This window comes from Devosia sp. T2-14 (assembly GCF_055397495.1).
On the sequence record NZ_AP027921.1, the window covers coordinates 3,417,457 to 3,435,155 of the forward strand.

General features: G+C 59.7%; 30 protein-coding genes. 1 reads left to right on the plus strand and 29 read right to left on the minus strand.

The window, feature by feature from the left end:
- Positions 1-122: 122 nt before the first annotated feature.
- Positions 123-659, plus strand: a complete 537-nt coding sequence (locus ACZ5WT_RS16780) for a P-loop NTPase family protein (RefSeq protein WP_464284911.1) — start codon at positions 123-125, stop codon at positions 657-659.
- Here ACZ5WT_RS16780 and ACZ5WT_RS16785 read toward each other — a convergent pair.
- From ACZ5WT_RS16785 to tuf, 29 genes are all read right to left on the minus strand, one after another.
- Entirely contained in the window at positions 656-1,693 is a 1,038-nt protein-coding gene (locus ACZ5WT_RS16785; RefSeq protein ID WP_464284912.1) for an NAD-dependent epimerase/dehydratase family protein, read from the minus strand. The genes ACZ5WT_RS16780 and ACZ5WT_RS16785 overlap by 4 nt on opposite strands.
- 672 nt (positions 1,694-2,365) lie before the next feature.
- Positions 2,366-2,782, minus strand: coding sequence for a 50S ribosomal protein L17 (rplQ, locus tag ACZ5WT_RS16790; protein ID WP_464284913.1), 417 nt, complete (start codon positions 2,780-2,782; stop codon positions 2,366-2,368).
- A gap of 32 nt (positions 2,783-2,814) precedes the next feature.
- Positions 2,815-3,840: a DNA-directed RNA polymerase subunit alpha gene (locus ACZ5WT_RS16795; protein WP_464287232.1), complete on the minus strand. Its 1,026-nt coding sequence runs from the start codon at positions 3,838-3,840 to the stop codon at positions 2,815-2,817.
- A gap of 97 nt (positions 3,841-3,937) precedes the next feature.
- Positions 3,938-4,330, minus strand: coding sequence for a 30S ribosomal protein S11 (gene rpsK / locus ACZ5WT_RS16800; protein WP_464284914.1), 393 nt, complete (start codon positions 4,328-4,330; stop codon positions 3,938-3,940).
- Between the two features lie 78 nt (positions 4,331-4,408).
- On the minus strand, positions 4,409-4,777 hold the full coding sequence (gene rpsM, locus ACZ5WT_RS16805; protein ID WP_464284915.1) for a 30S ribosomal protein S13: 369 nt from the start codon (positions 4,775-4,777) through the stop codon (positions 4,409-4,411).
- A 175-nt stretch (positions 4,778-4,952) separates the two neighbouring features.
- Complete coding sequence (locus ACZ5WT_RS16810; protein ID WP_464284916.1) at positions 4,953-5,522, minus strand: adenylate kinase; 570 nt, start codon at positions 5,520-5,522, stop codon at positions 4,953-4,955.
- Positions 5,519-6,859, minus strand: a complete 1,341-nt coding sequence (secY, locus tag ACZ5WT_RS16815) for a preprotein translocase subunit SecY (protein WP_464284917.1) — start codon at positions 6,857-6,859, stop codon at positions 5,519-5,521. Before secY ends, ACZ5WT_RS16810 begins: the two co-directional genes overlap by 4 nt.
- 133 nt (positions 6,860-6,992) lie before the next feature.
- Positions 6,993-7,493 (minus strand): 50S ribosomal protein L15, encoded by a 501-nt coding sequence (gene rplO, locus ACZ5WT_RS16820; RefSeq protein ID WP_464284918.1) that lies wholly within the window; start codon positions 7,491-7,493, stop codon positions 6,993-6,995.
- A 17-nt stretch (positions 7,494-7,510) separates the two neighbouring features.
- Complete coding sequence (gene rpmD, locus ACZ5WT_RS16825) at positions 7,511-7,699, minus strand: 50S ribosomal protein L30 (RefSeq protein ID WP_464284919.1); 189 nt, start codon at positions 7,697-7,699, stop codon at positions 7,511-7,513.
- Between the two features lie 24 nt (positions 7,700-7,723).
- Complete coding sequence (gene rpsE, locus ACZ5WT_RS16830) at positions 7,724-8,257, minus strand: 30S ribosomal protein S5 (protein ID WP_464284920.1); 534 nt, start codon at positions 8,255-8,257, stop codon at positions 7,724-7,726.
- A gap of 22 nt (positions 8,258-8,279) precedes the next feature.
- The gene (gene rplR, locus ACZ5WT_RS16835) at positions 8,280-8,642 is read right to left on the minus strand and encodes a 50S ribosomal protein L18 (RefSeq protein ID WP_464284921.1); all 363 of its coding nucleotides are present in this window, start codon (positions 8,640-8,642) and stop codon (positions 8,280-8,282) included.
- A gap of 12 nt (positions 8,643-8,654) precedes the next feature.
- Positions 8,655-9,188 (minus strand): 50S ribosomal protein L6, encoded by a 534-nt coding sequence (gene rplF, locus ACZ5WT_RS16840; RefSeq protein WP_464284922.1) that lies wholly within the window; start codon positions 9,186-9,188, stop codon positions 8,655-8,657.
- Positions 9,189-9,236: 48 nt separating this feature from the next.
- Positions 9,237-9,635: a 30S ribosomal protein S8 gene (gene rpsH / locus ACZ5WT_RS16845; protein WP_464284923.1), complete on the minus strand. Its 399-nt coding sequence runs from the start codon at positions 9,633-9,635 to the stop codon at positions 9,237-9,239.
- A gap of 12 nt (positions 9,636-9,647) precedes the next feature.
- Complete coding sequence (gene rpsN / locus ACZ5WT_RS16850; protein WP_464284924.1) at positions 9,648-9,953, minus strand: 30S ribosomal protein S14; 306 nt, start codon at positions 9,951-9,953, stop codon at positions 9,648-9,650.
- A gap of 30 nt (positions 9,954-9,983) precedes the next feature.
- On the minus strand, positions 9,984-10,541 hold the full coding sequence (gene rplE / locus ACZ5WT_RS16855; RefSeq protein ID WP_464284925.1) for a 50S ribosomal protein L5: 558 nt from the start codon (positions 10,539-10,541) through the stop codon (positions 9,984-9,986).
- Positions 10,534-10,845: a 50S ribosomal protein L24 gene (gene rplX, locus ACZ5WT_RS16860; protein WP_464284926.1), complete on the minus strand. Its 312-nt coding sequence runs from the start codon at positions 10,843-10,845 to the stop codon at positions 10,534-10,536. Before rplX ends, rplE begins: the two co-directional genes overlap by 8 nt.
- Positions 10,845-11,213 carry a 50S ribosomal protein L14 gene (gene rplN / locus ACZ5WT_RS16865; protein WP_056251235.1) on the minus strand — a complete coding sequence of 123 codons (369 nt, stop codon included), beginning with the start codon at positions 11,211-11,213 and terminating at the stop codon, positions 10,845-10,847. Before rplN ends, rplX begins: the two co-directional genes overlap by 1 nt.
- Before the next feature lie 67 nt (positions 11,214-11,280).
- On the minus strand, positions 11,281-11,529 hold the full coding sequence (gene rpsQ / locus ACZ5WT_RS16870) for a 30S ribosomal protein S17 (RefSeq protein ID WP_464284927.1): 249 nt from the start codon (positions 11,527-11,529) through the stop codon (positions 11,281-11,283).
- A 12-nt stretch (positions 11,530-11,541) separates the two neighbouring features.
- Entirely contained in the window at positions 11,542-11,736 is a 195-nt protein-coding gene (gene rpmC, locus ACZ5WT_RS16875) for a 50S ribosomal protein L29 (RefSeq protein ID WP_201653369.1), read from the minus strand.
- 11 nt (positions 11,737-11,747) lie between these two features.
- Positions 11,748-12,161, minus strand: a complete 414-nt coding sequence (gene rplP, locus ACZ5WT_RS16880) for a 50S ribosomal protein L16 (protein ID WP_464284928.1) — start codon at positions 12,159-12,161, stop codon at positions 11,748-11,750.
- Between the two features lie 15 nt (positions 12,162-12,176).
- Positions 12,177-12,908, minus strand: coding sequence for a 30S ribosomal protein S3 (rpsC, locus tag ACZ5WT_RS16885; protein ID WP_464284929.1), 732 nt, complete (start codon positions 12,906-12,908; stop codon positions 12,177-12,179).
- A complete protein-coding gene (gene rplV / locus ACZ5WT_RS16890) occupies positions 12,908-13,288 on the minus strand; it encodes a 50S ribosomal protein L22 (protein ID WP_464284930.1) in 381 nt (126 codons plus the stop codon). The genes rpsC and rplV overlap by 1 nt, the downstream gene beginning before the upstream one ends.
- 1 nt (position 13,289) lies before the next feature.
- The gene (gene rpsS / locus ACZ5WT_RS16895; protein WP_240229335.1) at positions 13,290-13,568 is read right to left on the minus strand and encodes a 30S ribosomal protein S19; all 279 of its coding nucleotides are present in this window, start codon (positions 13,566-13,568) and stop codon (positions 13,290-13,292) included.
- A 3-nt stretch (positions 13,569-13,571) separates the two neighbouring features.
- The gene (rplB, locus tag ACZ5WT_RS16900; protein WP_464284931.1) at positions 13,572-14,411 is read right to left on the minus strand and encodes a 50S ribosomal protein L2; all 840 of its coding nucleotides are present in this window, start codon (positions 14,409-14,411) and stop codon (positions 13,572-13,574) included.
- A 17-nt stretch (positions 14,412-14,428) separates the two neighbouring features.
- On the minus strand, positions 14,429-14,722 hold the full coding sequence (locus ACZ5WT_RS16905; protein WP_464284932.1) for a 50S ribosomal protein L23: 294 nt from the start codon (positions 14,720-14,722) through the stop codon (positions 14,429-14,431).
- Positions 14,719-15,339, minus strand: coding sequence for a 50S ribosomal protein L4 (rplD, locus tag ACZ5WT_RS16910; protein ID WP_464284933.1), 621 nt, complete (start codon positions 15,337-15,339; stop codon positions 14,719-14,721). Before rplD ends, ACZ5WT_RS16905 begins: the two co-directional genes overlap by 4 nt.
- Positions 15,340-16,041, minus strand: a complete 702-nt coding sequence (gene rplC / locus ACZ5WT_RS16915) for a 50S ribosomal protein L3 (RefSeq protein WP_464284934.1) — start codon at positions 16,039-16,041, stop codon at positions 15,340-15,342.
- Positions 16,042-16,124: 83 nt separating this feature from the next.
- On the minus strand, positions 16,125-16,433 hold the full coding sequence (gene rpsJ / locus ACZ5WT_RS16920) for a 30S ribosomal protein S10 (RefSeq protein ID WP_035102617.1): 309 nt from the start codon (positions 16,431-16,433) through the stop codon (positions 16,125-16,127).
- Between the two features lie 68 nt (positions 16,434-16,501).
- Entirely contained in the window at positions 16,502-17,692 is a 1,191-nt protein-coding gene (gene tuf / locus ACZ5WT_RS16925) for an elongation factor Tu (RefSeq protein ID WP_464284935.1), read from the minus strand.
- Positions 17,693-17,699 lie beyond the last annotated feature (7 nt).

A 17,699-nucleotide genomic window follows, 5' to 3' on the forward strand; every position in this document is an offset into this window, starting at 1 on the left:
AAGGACCAGCAGCCCGAGTAATCGGCGCCCCTACCACGCAAACGCATTGATCCCCGCTTCGGCGGGGATTTTCTTCTCAACATCGCTTTTCCACCCCGATCCCCAAACATATCGGAACTGAAATGCACACGATTCTACCCCTCGAGGCGCTGGGCCAGCGCATCATCGTGCTCGGCCCCACCAATTCCGGCAAATCCACCCTCGCTTTGGCGCTGAGCCGGCGGCTTGATATCCCGGCCGTCTACCTGGACCAGCTTCGCCATCTACCCGATACGATGTGGGTGCAGCGCCCCGATGAGGAATTCGGCGCCCTGCACGACCAGGCCATTCTCGCCGATACCTGGGTGATCGATGGCAGCTACTCGCGCTGGATGCCCCAGCGCCTGCAACGCGCTACCGGCATCATCGTGCTCGACGACACGCTCCCTGTCCGCCTTGGGCGCTATCTGTGGCGATCGACTTTCCAGAAAGACCGCGTCGGTGGCCTGAGCGGCAACCGGGACGGCATTAATATCGAAATGCTGAGTTGGCTCTGGAAGACCCGGAACAAGACCGAAGAAACCCGGCAATGGGCCGGGCAAAGCGGCCTGCCCTGCCAGTTTACCCACAATGGAAGGGAACTGGGTGCGCTCTACGTCCGATGGGGCCTCACCCGCTAGGCGCCCTTGTTCAGCAGGCCCAGCCGAATGACACTCTCGGCCGCGCTGAGCACAGCGTCCTCGGCCGAGATATAAGGCCGCCCGAGCAGGCCCTGCCCCTTGCTGCCGTCAAAGTGCTTCTCATTGCCGATATCGTTGATGATCTGGCGGGTCGGTCCACCGAACCGGGCGAGGATCTTGATAAGCCAGTCCGGCACGTGCTTGCTGGTAATCGCCCGCTGCGGATAGGCCCGCCGCAGGATGTTGGCCACTTCGGGAAACGGCAGATAACCCACCGTGGCCAGATAACGCTGTCCCTCGGCCTCGGGCGCCTGCAGCGCTGCCACATGCATCGCGGCCACATCGCGCACGTCGATCACCGAAAACCCATTCGAAGGCATGGCCGGCGTCGTTCCATCCAGCAGGCCCGAAACCATCTGCAGGGACACGCCGGCATCTTCATCGAGTGCAGGGCCCAGTATGGCACCAGGATGGATGGTGGTGAGGCGCAGGCCTTCCGATCGCGCATAGGCCCAGGCAATCCGCTCCGCCTTGGTCTTGGCGATGCAATAGGCCCAGGCAAATTTCATGGCATCAAGATTGGTGTGGTCGGCCTCGGTATAGGTCCGCTTGCCGCGCGAGTGGCCGTGACCATATCCGACTGTAGCGATTGACGAAGTCAGGATGACCCGCTTGACCCCGGCGATCACCGCAAAGCGCAGGACGCGCTCGGTGCCCTCAATCGCGGGCCCCAGCACGACCTTCGGATCCTTGGGCTCCTCGGCGACAATCTGGGCCGCCACATGCATCACGGCATCCACACCGACCATCGCCTCCGCCCAGTGCGGATCGCGCATCAGATCGGCGCGGATGAAACTAAGCCTGAGGAGAGGATCATCACCGAGCTGCGACTGCACGGCCGCCCGAACGGCCTCTGCCCTGCTTTCGGACCGGACTGTACCGCGGACGCTGAACCCGGCGCGCAACAGCTCCACCACGATCCACTTTCCGACAAATCCATTCGCACCGGTAACCAACACCAGACCCGAACGCATCTCGCTGCTCCCAAGCAGACCGCCGCGAGCGCAGCAGTCGACAAAACCCCGGCTGCCTAAATCCAGAAGAAAGCCAATGCCAGAACGAAGACTCCCAAGCCAGCAAGGCTCCCTGCCGTCATCTTCTCGCTCAAGCTGCGGTCAGGGAAACTGACCGATCCTGGCGAAATTGGATCCTGAACAAGATCGAAATAGTCGCCAACCCGAGGCGGACTCCCTACCCTTCCCAGTTCCATGTCAACAACGACACTTTCGCCTCCGCGGGTAACAAGAACCTCCCCACTGTATTTCCGACTAAGATACCACCCCCGCCCAGCGTTATCGGAGCGAAAGCGCTCAACCTGATCGCATCCGATAATCACCCGCTGCGTCGGTCTACGGTACCTCCCCGAGTCATGCATCTCACAGCGGACTTCGACTGTTTGAACTCGAGCTTTGGCAGGCAACCACTGCTCCCTGCCCGTTCCGAGGTAAAAAATGAACGCCGCCCCAAGCAGCAGACAAAAGCCGATGACGACGACCAGTGTGTGCCGCCCCTCTGCATTCTCATCGTCCATCCGCCACATCGTCCGCCGCCCCCACACCCAGACTAATTCGCACGCTTGAACGAACAATGAAAAAGGGCGACCGCGAATTTCGCGGCCGCCCTCAATCTTGTACCGAAATAGAAGCTTACGCGGCTTCGCTTTCGTCGCCCTGAACCGGGCCGCTGTCGAGGCCCTTGGCGTTGACGTCGCGATCAACGAACTCGATGACGGCCATCGGGGCGTTGTCGCCATAACGGAAGCCAGCCTTCAAGATGCGGATGTAGCCGCCCTGACGTTCCTTGTAGCGCGGGCCAAGCACGGCAAACAGCTTTGCCACCTGACCTTCGTCGCGGATCTGGGCGATCGCCTGGCGGCGGGCGTGCAGGTCGCCGCGCTTGCCAAGGGTGATCAGCTTCTCGACGATCGGACGCAGGTCCTTGGCCTTGGGAAGCGTGGTGACGATCTGCTCGTGCTTGATCAGCGCGGCGGACATATTTGCGAACATGGCCTTGCGGTGGCTAGCAGTCCGGCTGAATTTGCGACCTGAATTACCGTGGCGCATGGGAGTCTCCTAAAAATCTTGGCAGCGCGGGATCAGTAGTGATCTTCGTAGCGCTTGGCGAGGTCATCGATGTTCTCGGGTGGCCAGTTGGCAACGTCCATTCCGAGATGAAGCCCCATTTGTGCCAGGACTTCCTTGATTTCATTGAGCGACTTGCGGCCGAAGTTCGGCGTCCGCAGCATCTCGGCTTCCGTCTTCTGGATCAGGTCGCCGATATAAACGATGTTGTCGTTCTTGAGGCAGTTGGCCGAGCGAACCGAGAGTTCGAGCTCGTCGACCTTCTTGAGCAGGGCCGGATTGAATGCCAGTTCCGGAACGGCATCCTGTGCCTTTTCCTTGCTGGGCTCTTCAAAGTTCACGAACACCGACAGCTGGTCCTGGAGAATGCGCGCAGCGTAAGCCACAGCATCTTCCGGCGAGACCGCGCCGTTGGTTTCCACCTGCAGGGTCAGCTTGTCCTTGTCGAGGCTTTCACCCGCACGGGTGGCATCGACCTTGTAGCTGACGCGACGCACCGGCGAAAACAGCGAGTCGACCGGAATGTAGCCAATCGGGGCATCTTCCGGACGATTCTTGTCAGCAGGAACGTAGCCCTTGCCGGTGTCGACGGTGAATTCGATGTTGATCTCGGCGCCGTCGTCGAGATGGCAGATAACCAGCTCGGGGTTCAGCACTTCGATATCGCCGGTGACCTTGATATCACCGGCGGTGACAGCACCCGGACCCTGACGCGACAGAGCAAGGCGCTTCGGACCCTCGCCACCCATCTTCAACGCGATTTCCTTCACGTTGAGAACCAGGTCCGTGATGTCTTCGCGCACGCCCGGGAGCGACGAGAATTCGTGCAGGATGCCGTCAATCTGGATTGCTGTAACTGCCGCGCCCTGAAGCGACGACAGCAGCACGCGACGGAGAGCATTACCCAGGGTAAGCCCGTAACCGCGCTCAAGCGGCTCGGCAACCACCGAAGCCACGCGCGCGTTGTCGCTGCCCGAAACAATCTCCAGCTTGGTCGGCTTGATCAGTTCTTGCCAGTTCCTCTGGATCGTCACGGTTATGTCCTTTCAAAATCGCGGCCCCAGCCCGAGCCGCTCCGCCGCAAACGCAATAAGACTCCCGGCTAGTGGCGGCCGGGAGCTCTTCAATCGGTCTAGATTAGACGCGGCGCCGCTTGCGCGGGCGGCAACCGTTGTGCGGGATCGAGGTAACGTCACGGATCGAGGTAACGTTGAAGCCAGCAGCCTGCAGAGCGCGGAGAGCCGATTCACGGCCCGAACCGGGGCCACGAACTTCGACCTCAAGGGTCTTCATGCCGTGTTCCTGCGCCTTCTTGGCGGCGTCTTCAGCAGCAACCTGAGCAGCATAAGGGGTCGACTTGCGCGAGCCCTTGAAGCCCATCACGCCCGACGAGGACCACGAGATCGTGTTGCCCTGCATGTCAGCGATGGTGATCATGGTGTTGTTGAACGATGCATTCACGTGGGCCACACCCGACGTGATATTCTTGCGCTCCTTGCGACGGATACGCGCGACTTCAGCTTTTGCCATTTAATTCCTCTAGACGATATCAGCGCTGCCGTTAGCAACATGCCCCGGCAGCTACATCGAAGAACCCGAAGCGGGTTCTTACTTCTTCTTGCCGGCGATCGGCTTCGCAGGGCCCTTGCGGGTACGTGCGTTGGTGTGGGTGCGCTGACCGCGGACCGGCAGGCCACGACGGTGACGCAGACCGCGGTAGTTGCCCAGGTCCATCAAACGCTTGATGTTCATTGCAACGCTGCGGCGAAGATCACCTTCCACGACGTAGTCGCGGTCGATGGTCTCACGGATCTGGATGACTTCCGCGTCGGTGAGTTCGTTCACACGGCGCTCAGCAGGAATGCCAACCTTAGTGCAGATATCCTCAGCGAACTTGTCGCCGATCCCGTGGATATACTGAAGCGCGATAACCACGCGCTTATTCGTCGGGATATTGACGCCAGCAATACGAGCCACGTCTGCTCTCCTTCATTCAGCGCGAACCATCACGGCTGGCGCCCTTAAACAACAAGGGACCGGACTTCGACCCCCAACTAGTTGGAGAACCGAATCCAGCCCAATAATCCATGAGACTGACGCGGTTCTTTAAGGATTCGGTATCGCAGAGTCAACTGCGAAACCGAACCAGTAATCAGTGTGTGAGAGCAGCCTTGATGGCAGCACTCACCTGGTCGACCGGCTCCATGCCGTTGACGGTCTTCAGCAGACCACCCTTGGCATAGTAGGCAACCAGCGGCGCGGTCTGATCCTGATAGACGCCGAGGCGCTTGCGCAGCACTTCCTCATTGTCATCAGCACGGGCCCCGCCCGATTCCTTGGCGCGCTGGATAACCCGGCGCACCAGTTCATCGGCATCAGCCTTGATCTCGATAACGGCGTCGAGCTGGACGCCCTTATTGATCAGCATCTGGTCGAGAGCTTCGGCCTGCGCAATGGTGCGCGGGAAGCCATCGAGGATGAAGCCTGGCTTGCAATCTTCAGCGTCGAGACGCTCAGAAACAATGCCATTCACGATATCGTCGGAAACCAAATCCCCGCGATCAACGATCGCCTTGGCCTCTAACCCCAACGGTGTCTTGGCGGCAATGGCAGACCGAAGGATATCACCAGTGGAAAGCTGCGGGATACCGTAAGCTTCCAAAAGAATCTTGGCCTGAGTGCCCTTCCCCGCCCCCGGCGGTCCAAGAAGAATCAGTCTCATCGACGCTTGCCTCCACCGAGACGGGACTTCTTGACGAGCCCCTCATATTGCTGAGCGATCAGATGGCTCTGGATCTGGCTAACCGTGTCCAGCGTCACCGTCACCATGATCAGCAGCGACGTGCCGCCGATGAACTGGCTGATGGCGAGCTGACTGAACAGCACTTCCGGGATCAGGGCCACGACCGTGAGGTAAAGCGCACCGAGCACCGTGATACGGGTCAGCACGTAGTCGATGTGCTGGGCCGTACGCTCACCCGGACGAATGCCAGGAATGAAGCCGCCGGAGCGCTTGAGGTTGTCCGCCGTTTCCGTCGGATTGAACACGATCGCCGTATAGAAGAAGGCGAAGAAGATGATGAAGAAGGCAAACAGCGCCAGGTAAAGCGGCTGACCGCGACCCAGCAGTGCCGTAATCACCTGCAGCCACTGCGGCGCATTACCCTGCGCCGCAAAGGACGCAATGGTTGCCGGCAGGAGCAGCAGCGACGAGCCGAAGATCACCGGGATAACACCCGACGTATTCAGCTTGAGCGGCAGATGCGAGCTGTCGCCCTGGAACATCTTGTTGCCGACCTGGCGCTTTGGATACTGGATCAGCAGGCGGCGCTGGGCGCGTTCGAAGAACACGATGACAGCGATAACCACCAGTGCCAGGACAAGCATGCCAAGACCAGCGATACCCGGGATTGCGCCAGTACGGCTCAGCTCGAGGGTCTGCGCGATGGTCGTGGGCAGGTTTGCCACGATGCCGGCGAAAATGATCAGCGAAATACCGTTGCCAACGCCACGGGCCGTGATCTGCTCACCGAGCCACATCAGGAACATGGTGCCGCCAACAAGGGTGATCACCGTGGAAATACGGAAGAACCAACCAGGATTGAGCACAACGCCCTGGCTTGCCTCAAGACCGACGGCAATGCCGTAAGCCTGTACGGCGCAGAACACCACGGCCAGATAGCGGGTGTACTGGTTCATCTTGCGACGGCCAGCTTCGCCACCTTCCTTCTTCATCGCTTCAAGGCGCGGCGAAGCGGTCGAAACCACCTGCACCACGATCGACGCGGTGATGTAGGGAATCAGGTTCAGGGCAAAGATCGCCATACGTTCGACGGCACCGCCGGCGAACATGTTGAACATGCCAATGATGCCCTGCTGGCTTTGCTCAAAGGTCGCACGGAACGCATCAGGGTCGATGCCGGGGACCGGAATGAACGTGCCCAGACGATAGACGAGCAGCGCGCCCAGTGTGAACCAGATGCGCTGCTGCAGAGCCTTCGCCTTGGAAAAGGTCGAAAGATTAAGATTACGTGCCAGCTGTTCGGCTGCGGACGCCATGTATCGCTCCCTATGGCTTCAAGGCCAGGTGCGCTCGGAGCGCTTCGGGAGCATATGCATCTACGTCCCTAACGCAACAAACCAAAAAAGCGCACCCGACCGACGGTCGGCCGGGTGCGCAATGCTGACTAGATTAGCCGGCGTATGGGGTCTTCTTCCACGGCTGCTTGGCCGGGATGAGATCAACCTTGCCACCAGCAGCTTCAATGGCTGCCAGAGCGCCCTTGGTTGCGTAGTCAACGTTGAAGGTCACCTTCTTGGCGGTGAAGCCTTCAGCGCCGATCAGACGCACACCGTCCTTGGGGCGACGGATCACGCGAGCTGCGATAAGCGCAGCTGCGTCGATCACAGCCTTGGGGTCGAGCTTGCCGGCGTCGATGTATGCCTGGAGGCGATCGATGCGGACCTCGTTCCAGTTGCCTGGATTGAGTGCATTGAAGCCACGCTTTGGCATACGCATGTGAAGGGGCATCTGGCCGCCTTCGAAGCCGTTGATTGCAACGCCCGAGCGTGCAGTCTGGCCCTTGCCACCACGTCCACCGGTCTTGCCCTTGCCCGAACCGATACCGCGACCGATACGAACGCGGACCTTGTTTGCGCCGGGATTGTCCCGAAGTTCATTCAAACGGGTCATTGATCAGACCTTCCCTCTTACTCGCCGACGACGCGGACGAGATGCGGAAGCTTGTTGATCATGCCACGAACTTCGGGCGTATCGATCAGCTCACGCTGCTTGTTCATCTTGTTAAGCCCGAGACCGATGAGGGTCGCGCGCTGCACCTTGTCGCGGCGGATCGGCGAACCGTACTGCTCAACGATAATGGTCTTCTTCTCAGCCATGGTTTTTCTCCTGACCTAGCGCGATCAAGCTTCGACCGCAGATTCGCCGCGGCGAGCCTGGAGTTCCGAAACCTTGAGACCACGACGGGAGGCAACAGAGCGAGGGCTATCGACGCGCTTCAGCGCATCAAAGGTTGCCCGCACCATGTTGTATGGGTTTGCAGTGCCCTGCGACTTGGCAACGATATCGTTGATGCCAAGCGTTTCGAACACGGCGCGCATCGGACCACCGGCGATGATACCGGTACCCGGCACGGCTGCACGGAGGATGACCTTGCCGGCGCCATGGCGACCCTGCACGTCGTGGTGCAGCGTGCGCGCGTCGCGCAGCGGCACGCGGATCATCTGGCGCTTGGCCTGCTCGGTTGCCTTGCGGATTGCTTCTGGAACTTCACGGGCCTTACCGTGACCGAAACCAACGCGACCCTTCTGGTCGCCAACAACGACCAGCGCAGCAAAACCGAAGCGACGGCCGCCCTTGACCACTTTGGCCACGCGGTTGATGTGGACCAGGCGATCGACGAATTCGCTTTCGCGCTCTTGAACGTCTCTGCTCATAATTCTCTTTCCTCGCCGTGTTCTAGAACTGCAGACCGCCCTCACGGGCAGCGTCTGCAAGGGCCTTCACACGGCCATGATAGATGTAGGCACCACGATCGAAGATAACTTCAGCAACGCCAGCCTTGGCACCGCGCTCTGCGATCAGCTTGCCAATCGCTGCAGCGGCATCGGCGGTAGCGCCGTTCTTGACCGAGGCCTTGACGTCCTTGTCGAGCGTCGAAGCGGCGGCAAGCGTACGGCCGGTCGCGTCGTCGATGATCTGGGCGTAGATATTTTTGTCCGAACGGAAAACCGACAGACGCGGACGACCGAAGGCACGAGCCTTGAGCGCCTTGCGGACACGAGCCTTGCGGCGTTCCGCACCTTTTGCACTGATAGCCATTGCAGGCGCTCCTTACTTCTTCTTGCCTTCTTTGCGGAAGACGAACTCGCCAGCATAGCGAACGCCCTTGCCCTTGTAGGGCTCTGGCTTACGGTACGCGCGAATATCTGCCGCAACCTGGCCAACCTGCTGCTTGTCGATACCGGAGACGACGATTTCCGTCGGAGCCGGGACAGCGAGCGTGATACCCGAGGGTGCTTGGTAGATCACTTCGTGGCTGAAACCAAGCTGCAGCTTGACATCCTTGCCCTGCAGAGCAGCGCGGTAACCAACGCCCTGAATGGACAGCTTCTTCTCGAAGCCAGCCGAAACGCCGGTGACGATGTTCTGCAGAAGCGCGCGGGTGGTACCCCAGGCAGCGCGTGCGAACTTGCTATCATTGGTGGGCGAAACCACCAGGCCTTCGTCGGTCTGCGCGACATTGATGACATCCATCAAGTCGATGCTCAGCTCGCCCTTCGGGCCCTTAGCGGACACGGTACGACCATTGATCGTGACCGTAACGCCGCTCACCGGTGCAACCGGTTTCTTGCCAGTACGTGACATTCTAAAATCCTTGAGTAATCGTCTTACCGCGAATTCTAAGGCAAAGCCTTAGAACACGCGGCAGAGTACCTCGCCACCAACATTGGCAGCCTTGGCTTCGTGGTCGGCCATCACACCCTTGGGGGTGCTGAGAATCGACACGCCGAGTCCGTTGGCAACCTGAGGGATATTCTTAACCGAAGCGTAAACGCGGCGGCCGGGACGCGAAACGCGCTCGATCGTGCGGATAACACCTTCATTGTCCGAGTACTTCAGTTCGATTTCGTACTCGGAAGCGCCGTTCTCAAACTTCGTCTCCGAATAGCCGCGGATGAAACCCTCGGACTGGAGAACGTCCAGCACACGACCACGAAGGGTCGAAGCCGGCGTGACAACGGAATTCTTGCGACGCTGCTGGGCGTTGCGGATGCGGGTCAGCATATCGCCGATTGGATCGGAAAAGCTCATTCTCGGTTCTCCTTACCAGCTCGACTTCACGAGACCCGGGATCTGGCCCAGGTTGCCAAGCTGACGCAGAGCGATACGGCTCAGCTTCAGCTTGCGATAGAAGCCACGGGGACGACCCGAGACTTCACAGCGATTGCGGACGCGCACCTTTGCGGAGTTGCGCGGCAGCTCGGCCAGCTTAAGCTGGGCAGCAAAGCGCTGATCGGCCGGGATCGACTGATCCTTGGTCTGCGCCTTGAGGGCGGCACGCTTGGCAGCAAACTGCTTGGCCAGCGCGGCACGCTTGTTGTTCTTAACGATGGAGCTGGTCTTTGCCATATCCTGATCCTCTGTCCCTTCCCTGTCCGCTTACTGGCGGAAGGGGAAGTTGAATGCCTTGAGCAGCGCACGCGCTTCATCATCGGTCTGGGCAGTCGTGGTGATCACGATGTCCATGCCCCAAACCTGATCGATCTGATCATAGTTGATTTCGGGGAAAATGATGTGTTCCTTGATACCCATGGCATAGTTGCCACGACCATCAAAGGAGTTCGGGTTCAGCCCACGGAAGTCACGAACACGCGGAAGCGCGATGTTCACCAGACGATCAAGGAATTCATACATGCGCGTCTTGCGCAGCGTGACCTTGACGCCAAGCGGCATATCTTCACGGACCTTGAAACCAGCGATCGACTTGCGAGCGTAGGTGATCACGGGCTTCTGGCCAGCGATCTTTTCCATCTCGGCCGCAGCCAGCTTCACCTTCTTGGTGTCGGCGACAGCTTCGCCAACGCCCATGTTCAGCACGATCTTGTCGAGCTTGGGCATCTGCATGACGTTCTTGTAGGAGAACTGCTCCTGGAGAACCTTGCGGATGTTTTCTTCGTATTCAGTACGAAGGCGCGGAACGTAAGCTGTCTCAGCCATCGATCGAATCTCCGGTCGACTTGGCGACGCGCGTCTTCACGCCGTCCTTGATCTGGAAACCGACGCGGGTGGGCTTACCATCCTTGTCGGCGATCGCGAGGTTCGACAGGTGAATCGGCGCTTCCTTGGTGAAGATGCCGGCATCGGTCGACGCGGTCTGCTTGGTGTGACGGCGCACAAGGTTGATACCCTGCACGAGAGCCTTGGTTTCGGTCGGAATGACTGACAGGACCAGACCGGTCTTGCCCTTGTCCTTGCCTGCCAGGACGACGACCTTGTCGCCCTTCTTGATTTTGGCGGCCATTACAGCACCTCTGGGGCGAGCGAGATGATCTTCATGTGGTTCTTGGCGCGAAGCTCGCGCGGAACCGGCCCGAAGATACGAGTGCCGATTGGTTCTTTCTGATTGTTGATCAGAACCGCGGCGTTTTTGTCGAAACGGATGACGGTGCCATCGGGACGGCGAATGTCGTAAGCGGTGCGAACCACTACGGCCTTCATAACCTGACCCTTCTTAACGCGGCCGCGCGGGATAGCGTCTTTGACTGAAACGACGATGATGTCGCCAATCGAAGCGTACTTGCGATGCGAGCCGCCCAGCACCTTGATGCACATGACGCGACGCGCGCCGGAGTTATCCGCGACGTCGAGATTTGATTGCATCTGAATCATGACTGGATGCCTTCTTGTTGAACCGGCTTGACCGTCATCCGGTTCGCCGACCTAATACTAAATTCTCTTACGCGGATGGCGCAGAAGCTTCTTGAACCAGCGTCCAGCGCTTGTTCTTCGAAATCGGTGCGCATTCCTCGATCCACACCACCTGGCCGATCTTGGCCACGTTGGCCTCGTCATGAGCGTGGTACTTCTTGGAACGGCGAACCGTCTTCTTCATCACCGGATGCGTGAAGCGGCGCTCGACGCGCACCACGACCGTCTTATCATTGGCGTCGGAGACAACAGTCCCCTGCAATACGCGCTTTGGCATGGTCGCGGCTCCTTACTTCGCTGCGTTCTTTTCGCCGAGGATCGTCTTGATCCGCGCGATGTCGCGGCGGACCTTCTTCACCTGGGCGGGCTTTTCCAGCTGCTGGGTAGCACGCTGGAAACGCAGATTGAACTGTTCTTTCTTCAGGTCGACGAGCTGGTCCTTCAGTTCGTCTGCGGTCTTGCTCCGCACATCACTGGCTTTCATGCTCATCGTCCTTAGTCGGCAATGCGGGTAACAACCCGCGTCATGATCGGGAGCTTCATTGCGCCGAGACGCAGAGCTTCCTTGGCGACGTCCTCGGGGACGCCGTCGATCTCGAAAACAATACGACCTGGCTTTACACGAGCGGCCCAGAATTCAACAGAACCCTTGCCCTTACCCATACGAACTTCGGTCGGCTTCTTGGAAACCGGCAGATCCGGGAAAATGCGGATCCACACACGGCCCTGGCGCTTCATTTCGCGGGTGATCGCGCGGCGAGCCGCTTCGATCTGGCGAGCAGTAACGCGCTCGGGTTCGGTTGCCTTCAAGGCGTACTGGCCGAAAGCCAGGTCGGTACCGCCCTTGGCAGCGCCATGGATGCGGCCCTTGTGAGCCTTGCGGAACTTGGTCTTCTTAGGTTGCAGCATAATGAACTAACCTTCTTATGCGCGTTCGCGGTCGCCGCGCTCACGGCGCGGTTCACGCTCACTACGCTGGCCGCCATCGTTACCTTCGGTAGCGCGGCGCTCATGCGCGGTGGGATCATGCTCAAGCACTTCGCCCTTGAACACCCAGACCTTGATACCGATGATGCCGTAAGTGGTTTCGGCTTCAGCAGTACCGTAGTCGATGTCAGCACGGAGCGTGTGCAGCGGAACGCGACCTTCGCGGTACCATTCGGTACGAGCGATGTCGGCACCACCGAGGCGACCGCCAACGTTCACGCGGATGCCACCAGCGCCCATACGGATCGCGGTCTGCACGGCGCGCTTCATGGCGCGACGGAATGCCACACGGCGTTCCAGCTGCTGGGCAATGCCCTGGGCAACCAGAGTCGCATCGGTTTCCGGCTTGCGCACTTCAACGATGTTGATGTGCACTTCGCTGTCGGTGAACTTCTTCACCTTGGCGCGGATCTTATCGATGTCTGCGCCCTTCTTGCCGATCACGATGCCCGGACGAGCAGTGTGGATCGACACGCGGCACTTGCGGTGCGGACGCTCGATAACGATCTTCGAAACCGCAGCGGCCTTGAGGTCTTCGAGCAGCATGGTGCGGATCTTCAGGTCTTCCTGAAGCAGCGAACCGTACTCACCCTTGTTGGCGTACCAACGGCTATCCCACGTCCGGTTAATGCCGAGGCGGAACCCGATTGGATTGATCTTCTGGCCCATTATGCGGCCTCCTCAACTTGCCGGACGATGATCGTCAGATGCGCGAATGGCTTCTCGATCCGCGACGAACGTCCACGGCCACGAGCGGTGAAACGCTTCATTACCAGCGAATTACCAACAAATGCTTCAGCAACGACGAGAGCGTCGGTGTCGAGGCCGTGGTTGTTTTCGGCGTTGGCGATGGCGCTCTCGAGCACCTTCTTCACCTGGCCAGAGATACGCTTGTGGCTGAATTCGAGTTCGGCCAGAGCCTTCTCGACCTTCTTGCCACGGATCAGCTGGGCCAGAAGGTTGAGCTTCTGAGGGCTGATGCGCAGCATGCGGAGGACGGCCTTAGCCTCGTTGTCCGCAAGTGCGCGCTGGGTTTTTGGCTTGCCCATCTTACTTCCTCTTGGCCTTCTTGTCGGCCGCATGACCGTAGTACGTACGGGTCGGTGCGAATTCGCCGAACTTGTGACCGATCATGTCTTCGGTGACGCTGACCGGAACGTGCTTCTGGCCATTGTGCACGCCGAAGGTGATACCCACGAACTGCGGCAGGATGGTCGAACGGCGGCTCCAGATCTTGACCACGTCGTTGCGGCCGGACGCGAGGGCCTTCTCGGCCTTCTTGAGCATGTAGCCGTCGACAAACGGCCCCTTCCAGATTGAACGGGTCATGGCTTACCTGCCCTTCTTCACGTGACGGCTGCGAACGATAAACTGGTCCGTTGCCTTATTGCTGCGGGTCTTCTTGCCCTTGGTCGGCTTACCCCAGGGGGTAACCGGGTGACGACCACCAGAGGTACGGCCTTCACCACCACCATGCGGGTGATCGATCGGGTTCATGGTCACGCCGCGGTTGACGGGCTTGCGACCCAGCCAACGGCTACGACCGGCCTTGCCGAGCGAAGTGTTGGAGTGATCCTGGTTCGACACGGCGCCGACGGTTGCAAGGCACGAGCCATGCACGCGACGCTGCTCACCCGAGTTCAGGCGAAGGATCGCCCAGCCCTGGTCACGACCGACGTACTGGGCATAAGCACCAGCCGAACGGGCGACCTGGCCGCCCTTGCGGGGCTTCAGCTCGATGTTGTGCACGATCGTACCGACCGGCATACGCTCCAGCGGCATCGCATTGCCGGGCTTCACGTCGACAGTGTTCATCGAGGAGATGATCTTGTCGCCGGCAGCCAGACGCTGGGGAGCCACGATATAGGCGAGCTCGCCGTCTTCGTACTTCACCAGGGCGATCCAAGCCGTACGGTTGGGATCGTATTCCAGGCGCTCGATGGTACCAACCACGTCAAACTTGACGCGCTTGAAGTCGACCAGACGGTAGGTCCGCTTGTGACCGCCGCCGCGATGGAACACGGTGATACGACCGCGATTGTTACGACCACCAGACTTGGAGAGGCCTTCGGTCAGCATCTTGACCGGCTTGCCCTTCCAGAGTTCCGAACGATCGGTCGTCACGAGCTGACGACGGCCTTCGGAGGTGGGATTGTATGTTTTAAGAGCCATTTTTCTGTCTCTATCCCTTAGAGGCCGGTCGAAATATCGATCGACTGGCCGTCGACGAGGGTAACAACTGCCTTCTTGACGTCATTGCGGACACCAATCTTGCCGCGGAAGCGCTTCACCTTGCCCTTGCGGACGAGGGTGTTCACTGCCTTCACCTTGACGGAGAACAGCTGCTCAACGGCGGCCTTGATCTCGGTCTTGCTGGCATCGATAGCCACGTCGAAAACGACCTGGTTGTGCTCCGAAGCCATCGTCGACTTTTCAGTCACGACGGGGTTACGAACGATGTCGTAAGCGCTGAGCTTGTTCATGCGAACCTCGCTTCCAGCGCTTCAAGCGCTGCCTTGGTCAGGACGAGCTTGTCGCGCTTCAGGATCGAAACAACGTTGATCCCCTGCACCGGCAGCACGTCGATGTGCGGAATGTTGCGGGCGGCCAGAGCGAAGTTCTGGTCGACAACAGCGCCGTCGATGATCAGAGCGTTAGCCCACTCGAGCTTGCCGAAGGTGGTACGCAGAGCTGCGGTCTTGGCTTCCTTCTGGGAAACGCTGTCGACAACGATCAGCGAACCAGCCTTGGCCTTGGCCGACAGGGCATGCTTCAGCGCCAGGGCGCGGACCTTCTTGGGAAGGTCGATAGCATGGCTGCGCGGGGTCGGACCGAACGCACGGCCGCCGCCACGGAACTGCGGAGCCTTGCGATCGCCGTGACGAGCACCGCCGCCGCCCTTCTGCTTGACGAACTTCTTGCCGGTGCGGACGCCTTCCGAACGATTCTTGACGTCGTGCGTGCCAGCCATAGCCTTGAGCTGCTGGTAGCGAACCATGCGGTGCAGGATGTCCTGGCGGACTTCCAGACCGAAGACGTCGTCAGCGAGCTGGATGCTACCAGCGGCCTTGCCGTCGAGGGTTGTGACCTTGAGTTCCATTTAGTTACCTTCCCCCGCGACATCTGCGGCGGCCTTGAACGAGCCCGGGAAAGCAGCGCCCTGCGGGGCCGGCTTCTTCACCGCGTCCTTGATCATGATCCACGCGCCCTTGGCACCCGGAACCGAACCCTGGATCATGATCAGGCCACGCTCCACGTCGGTCTTGACGACCTTGACGTTCTGCGTGGTGATACGACGATCACCCATGTGGCCCGGCATCTTCTTGCCCTTGAAGGTCTTGCCTGGATCCTGGCGCTGACCGGTCGAACCGATCGAGCGATGCGAAACCGACACGCCGTGCGATGCACGCAGACCACCGAAATTCCAGCGCTTCATACCGCCGGCGAAGCCCTTACCGATCGAGGTGCCGGTCACGTCAACCAGCTGGCCTTCGACGAAGTGGTCAGCCTGAAGCTGCGCGCCGACCTCGATGAGGTTGGCTTCATCGACGCGGAATTCCGCGACGTGGCGCTTCGGCTCGACCTTGGCGACGGCGAACTGGCCGCGCTCAGCCTTGGTCGTGTTCTTCACCTTGGCCTGGCCTGCGCCAAGCTGCAGTGCGACGTAGCCGTCCTTTTCAGCGGTCCGCTGGCCCACCACCTGGCAGTTCTGCAGCTCCAGCACGGTCACCGGAACGTGCGAGCCGTCCTCGGTGAAAATGCGGGTCATGCCCAGCTTCTGTGCGATCAATCCAGAACGCATCGGTTATTACCTTTTCATTTGGCGCTGTACCGGGTCATGGTTTCAGAGGACCCTTTTTGCGGTACGCGCGGAAACTTGTTTTTTTAGAGCTTGATTTCGACGTCGACGCCGGCGGCGAGATCGAGCTTCATCAGTGCGTCAACCGTCTGGGGAGTCGGGTCCACGATGTCCAGAAGACGCTTGTGGGTCCGAATCTCGAACTGCTCGCGCGCCTTCTTATCAATATGCGGCGACCGGTTCACGGTAAATTTGTCGATTCGCGTGGGAAGCGGAATTGGGCCGCGAACCTGAGCGCCCGTACGCTTGGCCGTCGAAACGATCTCACGCGTGGAAGCGTCAAGAACGCGATGGTCAAACGCCTTAAGGCGGATGCGAATATTCTGACCGTTCATCTTGTAAATCCTGACGAAAATGGTTCGCGGCGCGCGTTTATCCGCGCGCCGCGAATATCACTAAAGGCTTACTTCAGGATCGTGGCGACGACGCCCGAACCAACGGTACGGCCACCTTCACGGATAGCGAAGCGGAGCTTCTCTTCCATGGCGATCGGAACGATCAGCTGAACGTTGATGTTCAGGTTGTCGCCCGGCATCACCATCTCGGTGCCTTCCGGCAGCGTCACGATGCCCGTCACGTCCGTGGTACGGAAGTAGAACTGGGGACGGTAGTTGCCGAAGAACGGAGTGTGGCGGCCGCCTTCTTCCTTGGTCAGGATATAGACTTCAGCGGTGAAGTCGGTGTGCGGGGTCACAGAACCGGGCTTGCAGAGAACCTGGCCGCGCTCAACCTGAGTGCGGTCGATACCACGGATCAGGGCACCAACGTTGTCGCCAGCCTGGCCCGAGTCGAGCAGCTTGCGGAACATTTCGACGCCGGTAACGGTGGTCTTCTGGGTTGCCTTGATGCCGACGATTTCGACTTCTTCGCCAACCTTGATGATGCCGCGCTCAACGCGACCGGTCACCACGGTACCACGACCCGAGATCGAGAACACGTCTTCGATCGGCAGCAGGAACGGCAGGTCAACCGGACGTTCTGGCTGCGGGATGAATTCGTCAACGGCAGCCATCAGCTTCAGCACTGCGTCGTGGCCGAGTTCCTTGTTGGAATCTTCCAGAGCAGCAAGAGCCGAACCACGGATCACCGGGATGTCGTCGCCGGGGAACTCGTACGAGGACAGCAGTTCACGGACTTCGAGCTCAACGAGTTCGAGCAGTTCCGGATCGTCGACCATGTCGCACTTGTTCAGGAACACGACCAGCGCCGGAACGCCAACCTGACGAGCGAGCAGGATGTGCTCACGGGTCTGGGGCATCGGGCCGTCAGCAGCGGACACGACTAGGATCGCGCCGTCCATCTGGGCAGCGCCGGTGATCATGTTCTTCACATAGTCAGCGTGGCCCGGGCAGTCGACGTGTGCGTAGTGACGGTTAGCCGTCTCGTACTCGACGTGCGAGGTGTTGATGGTGATGCCGCGTGCCTTTTCTTCAGGCGCGTTGTCGATCTGCGAGTAATCGCGGAACGCTGCGCCACCGGTCTCGGCCAGCACCTTGGTGATCGCTGCGGTCAGCGAGGTCTTACCGTGGTCAACGTGACCAATGGTACCGATGTTGCAGTGAGGCTTGCTGCGGGAAAACTTTTCCTTGCCCATCGTTTTT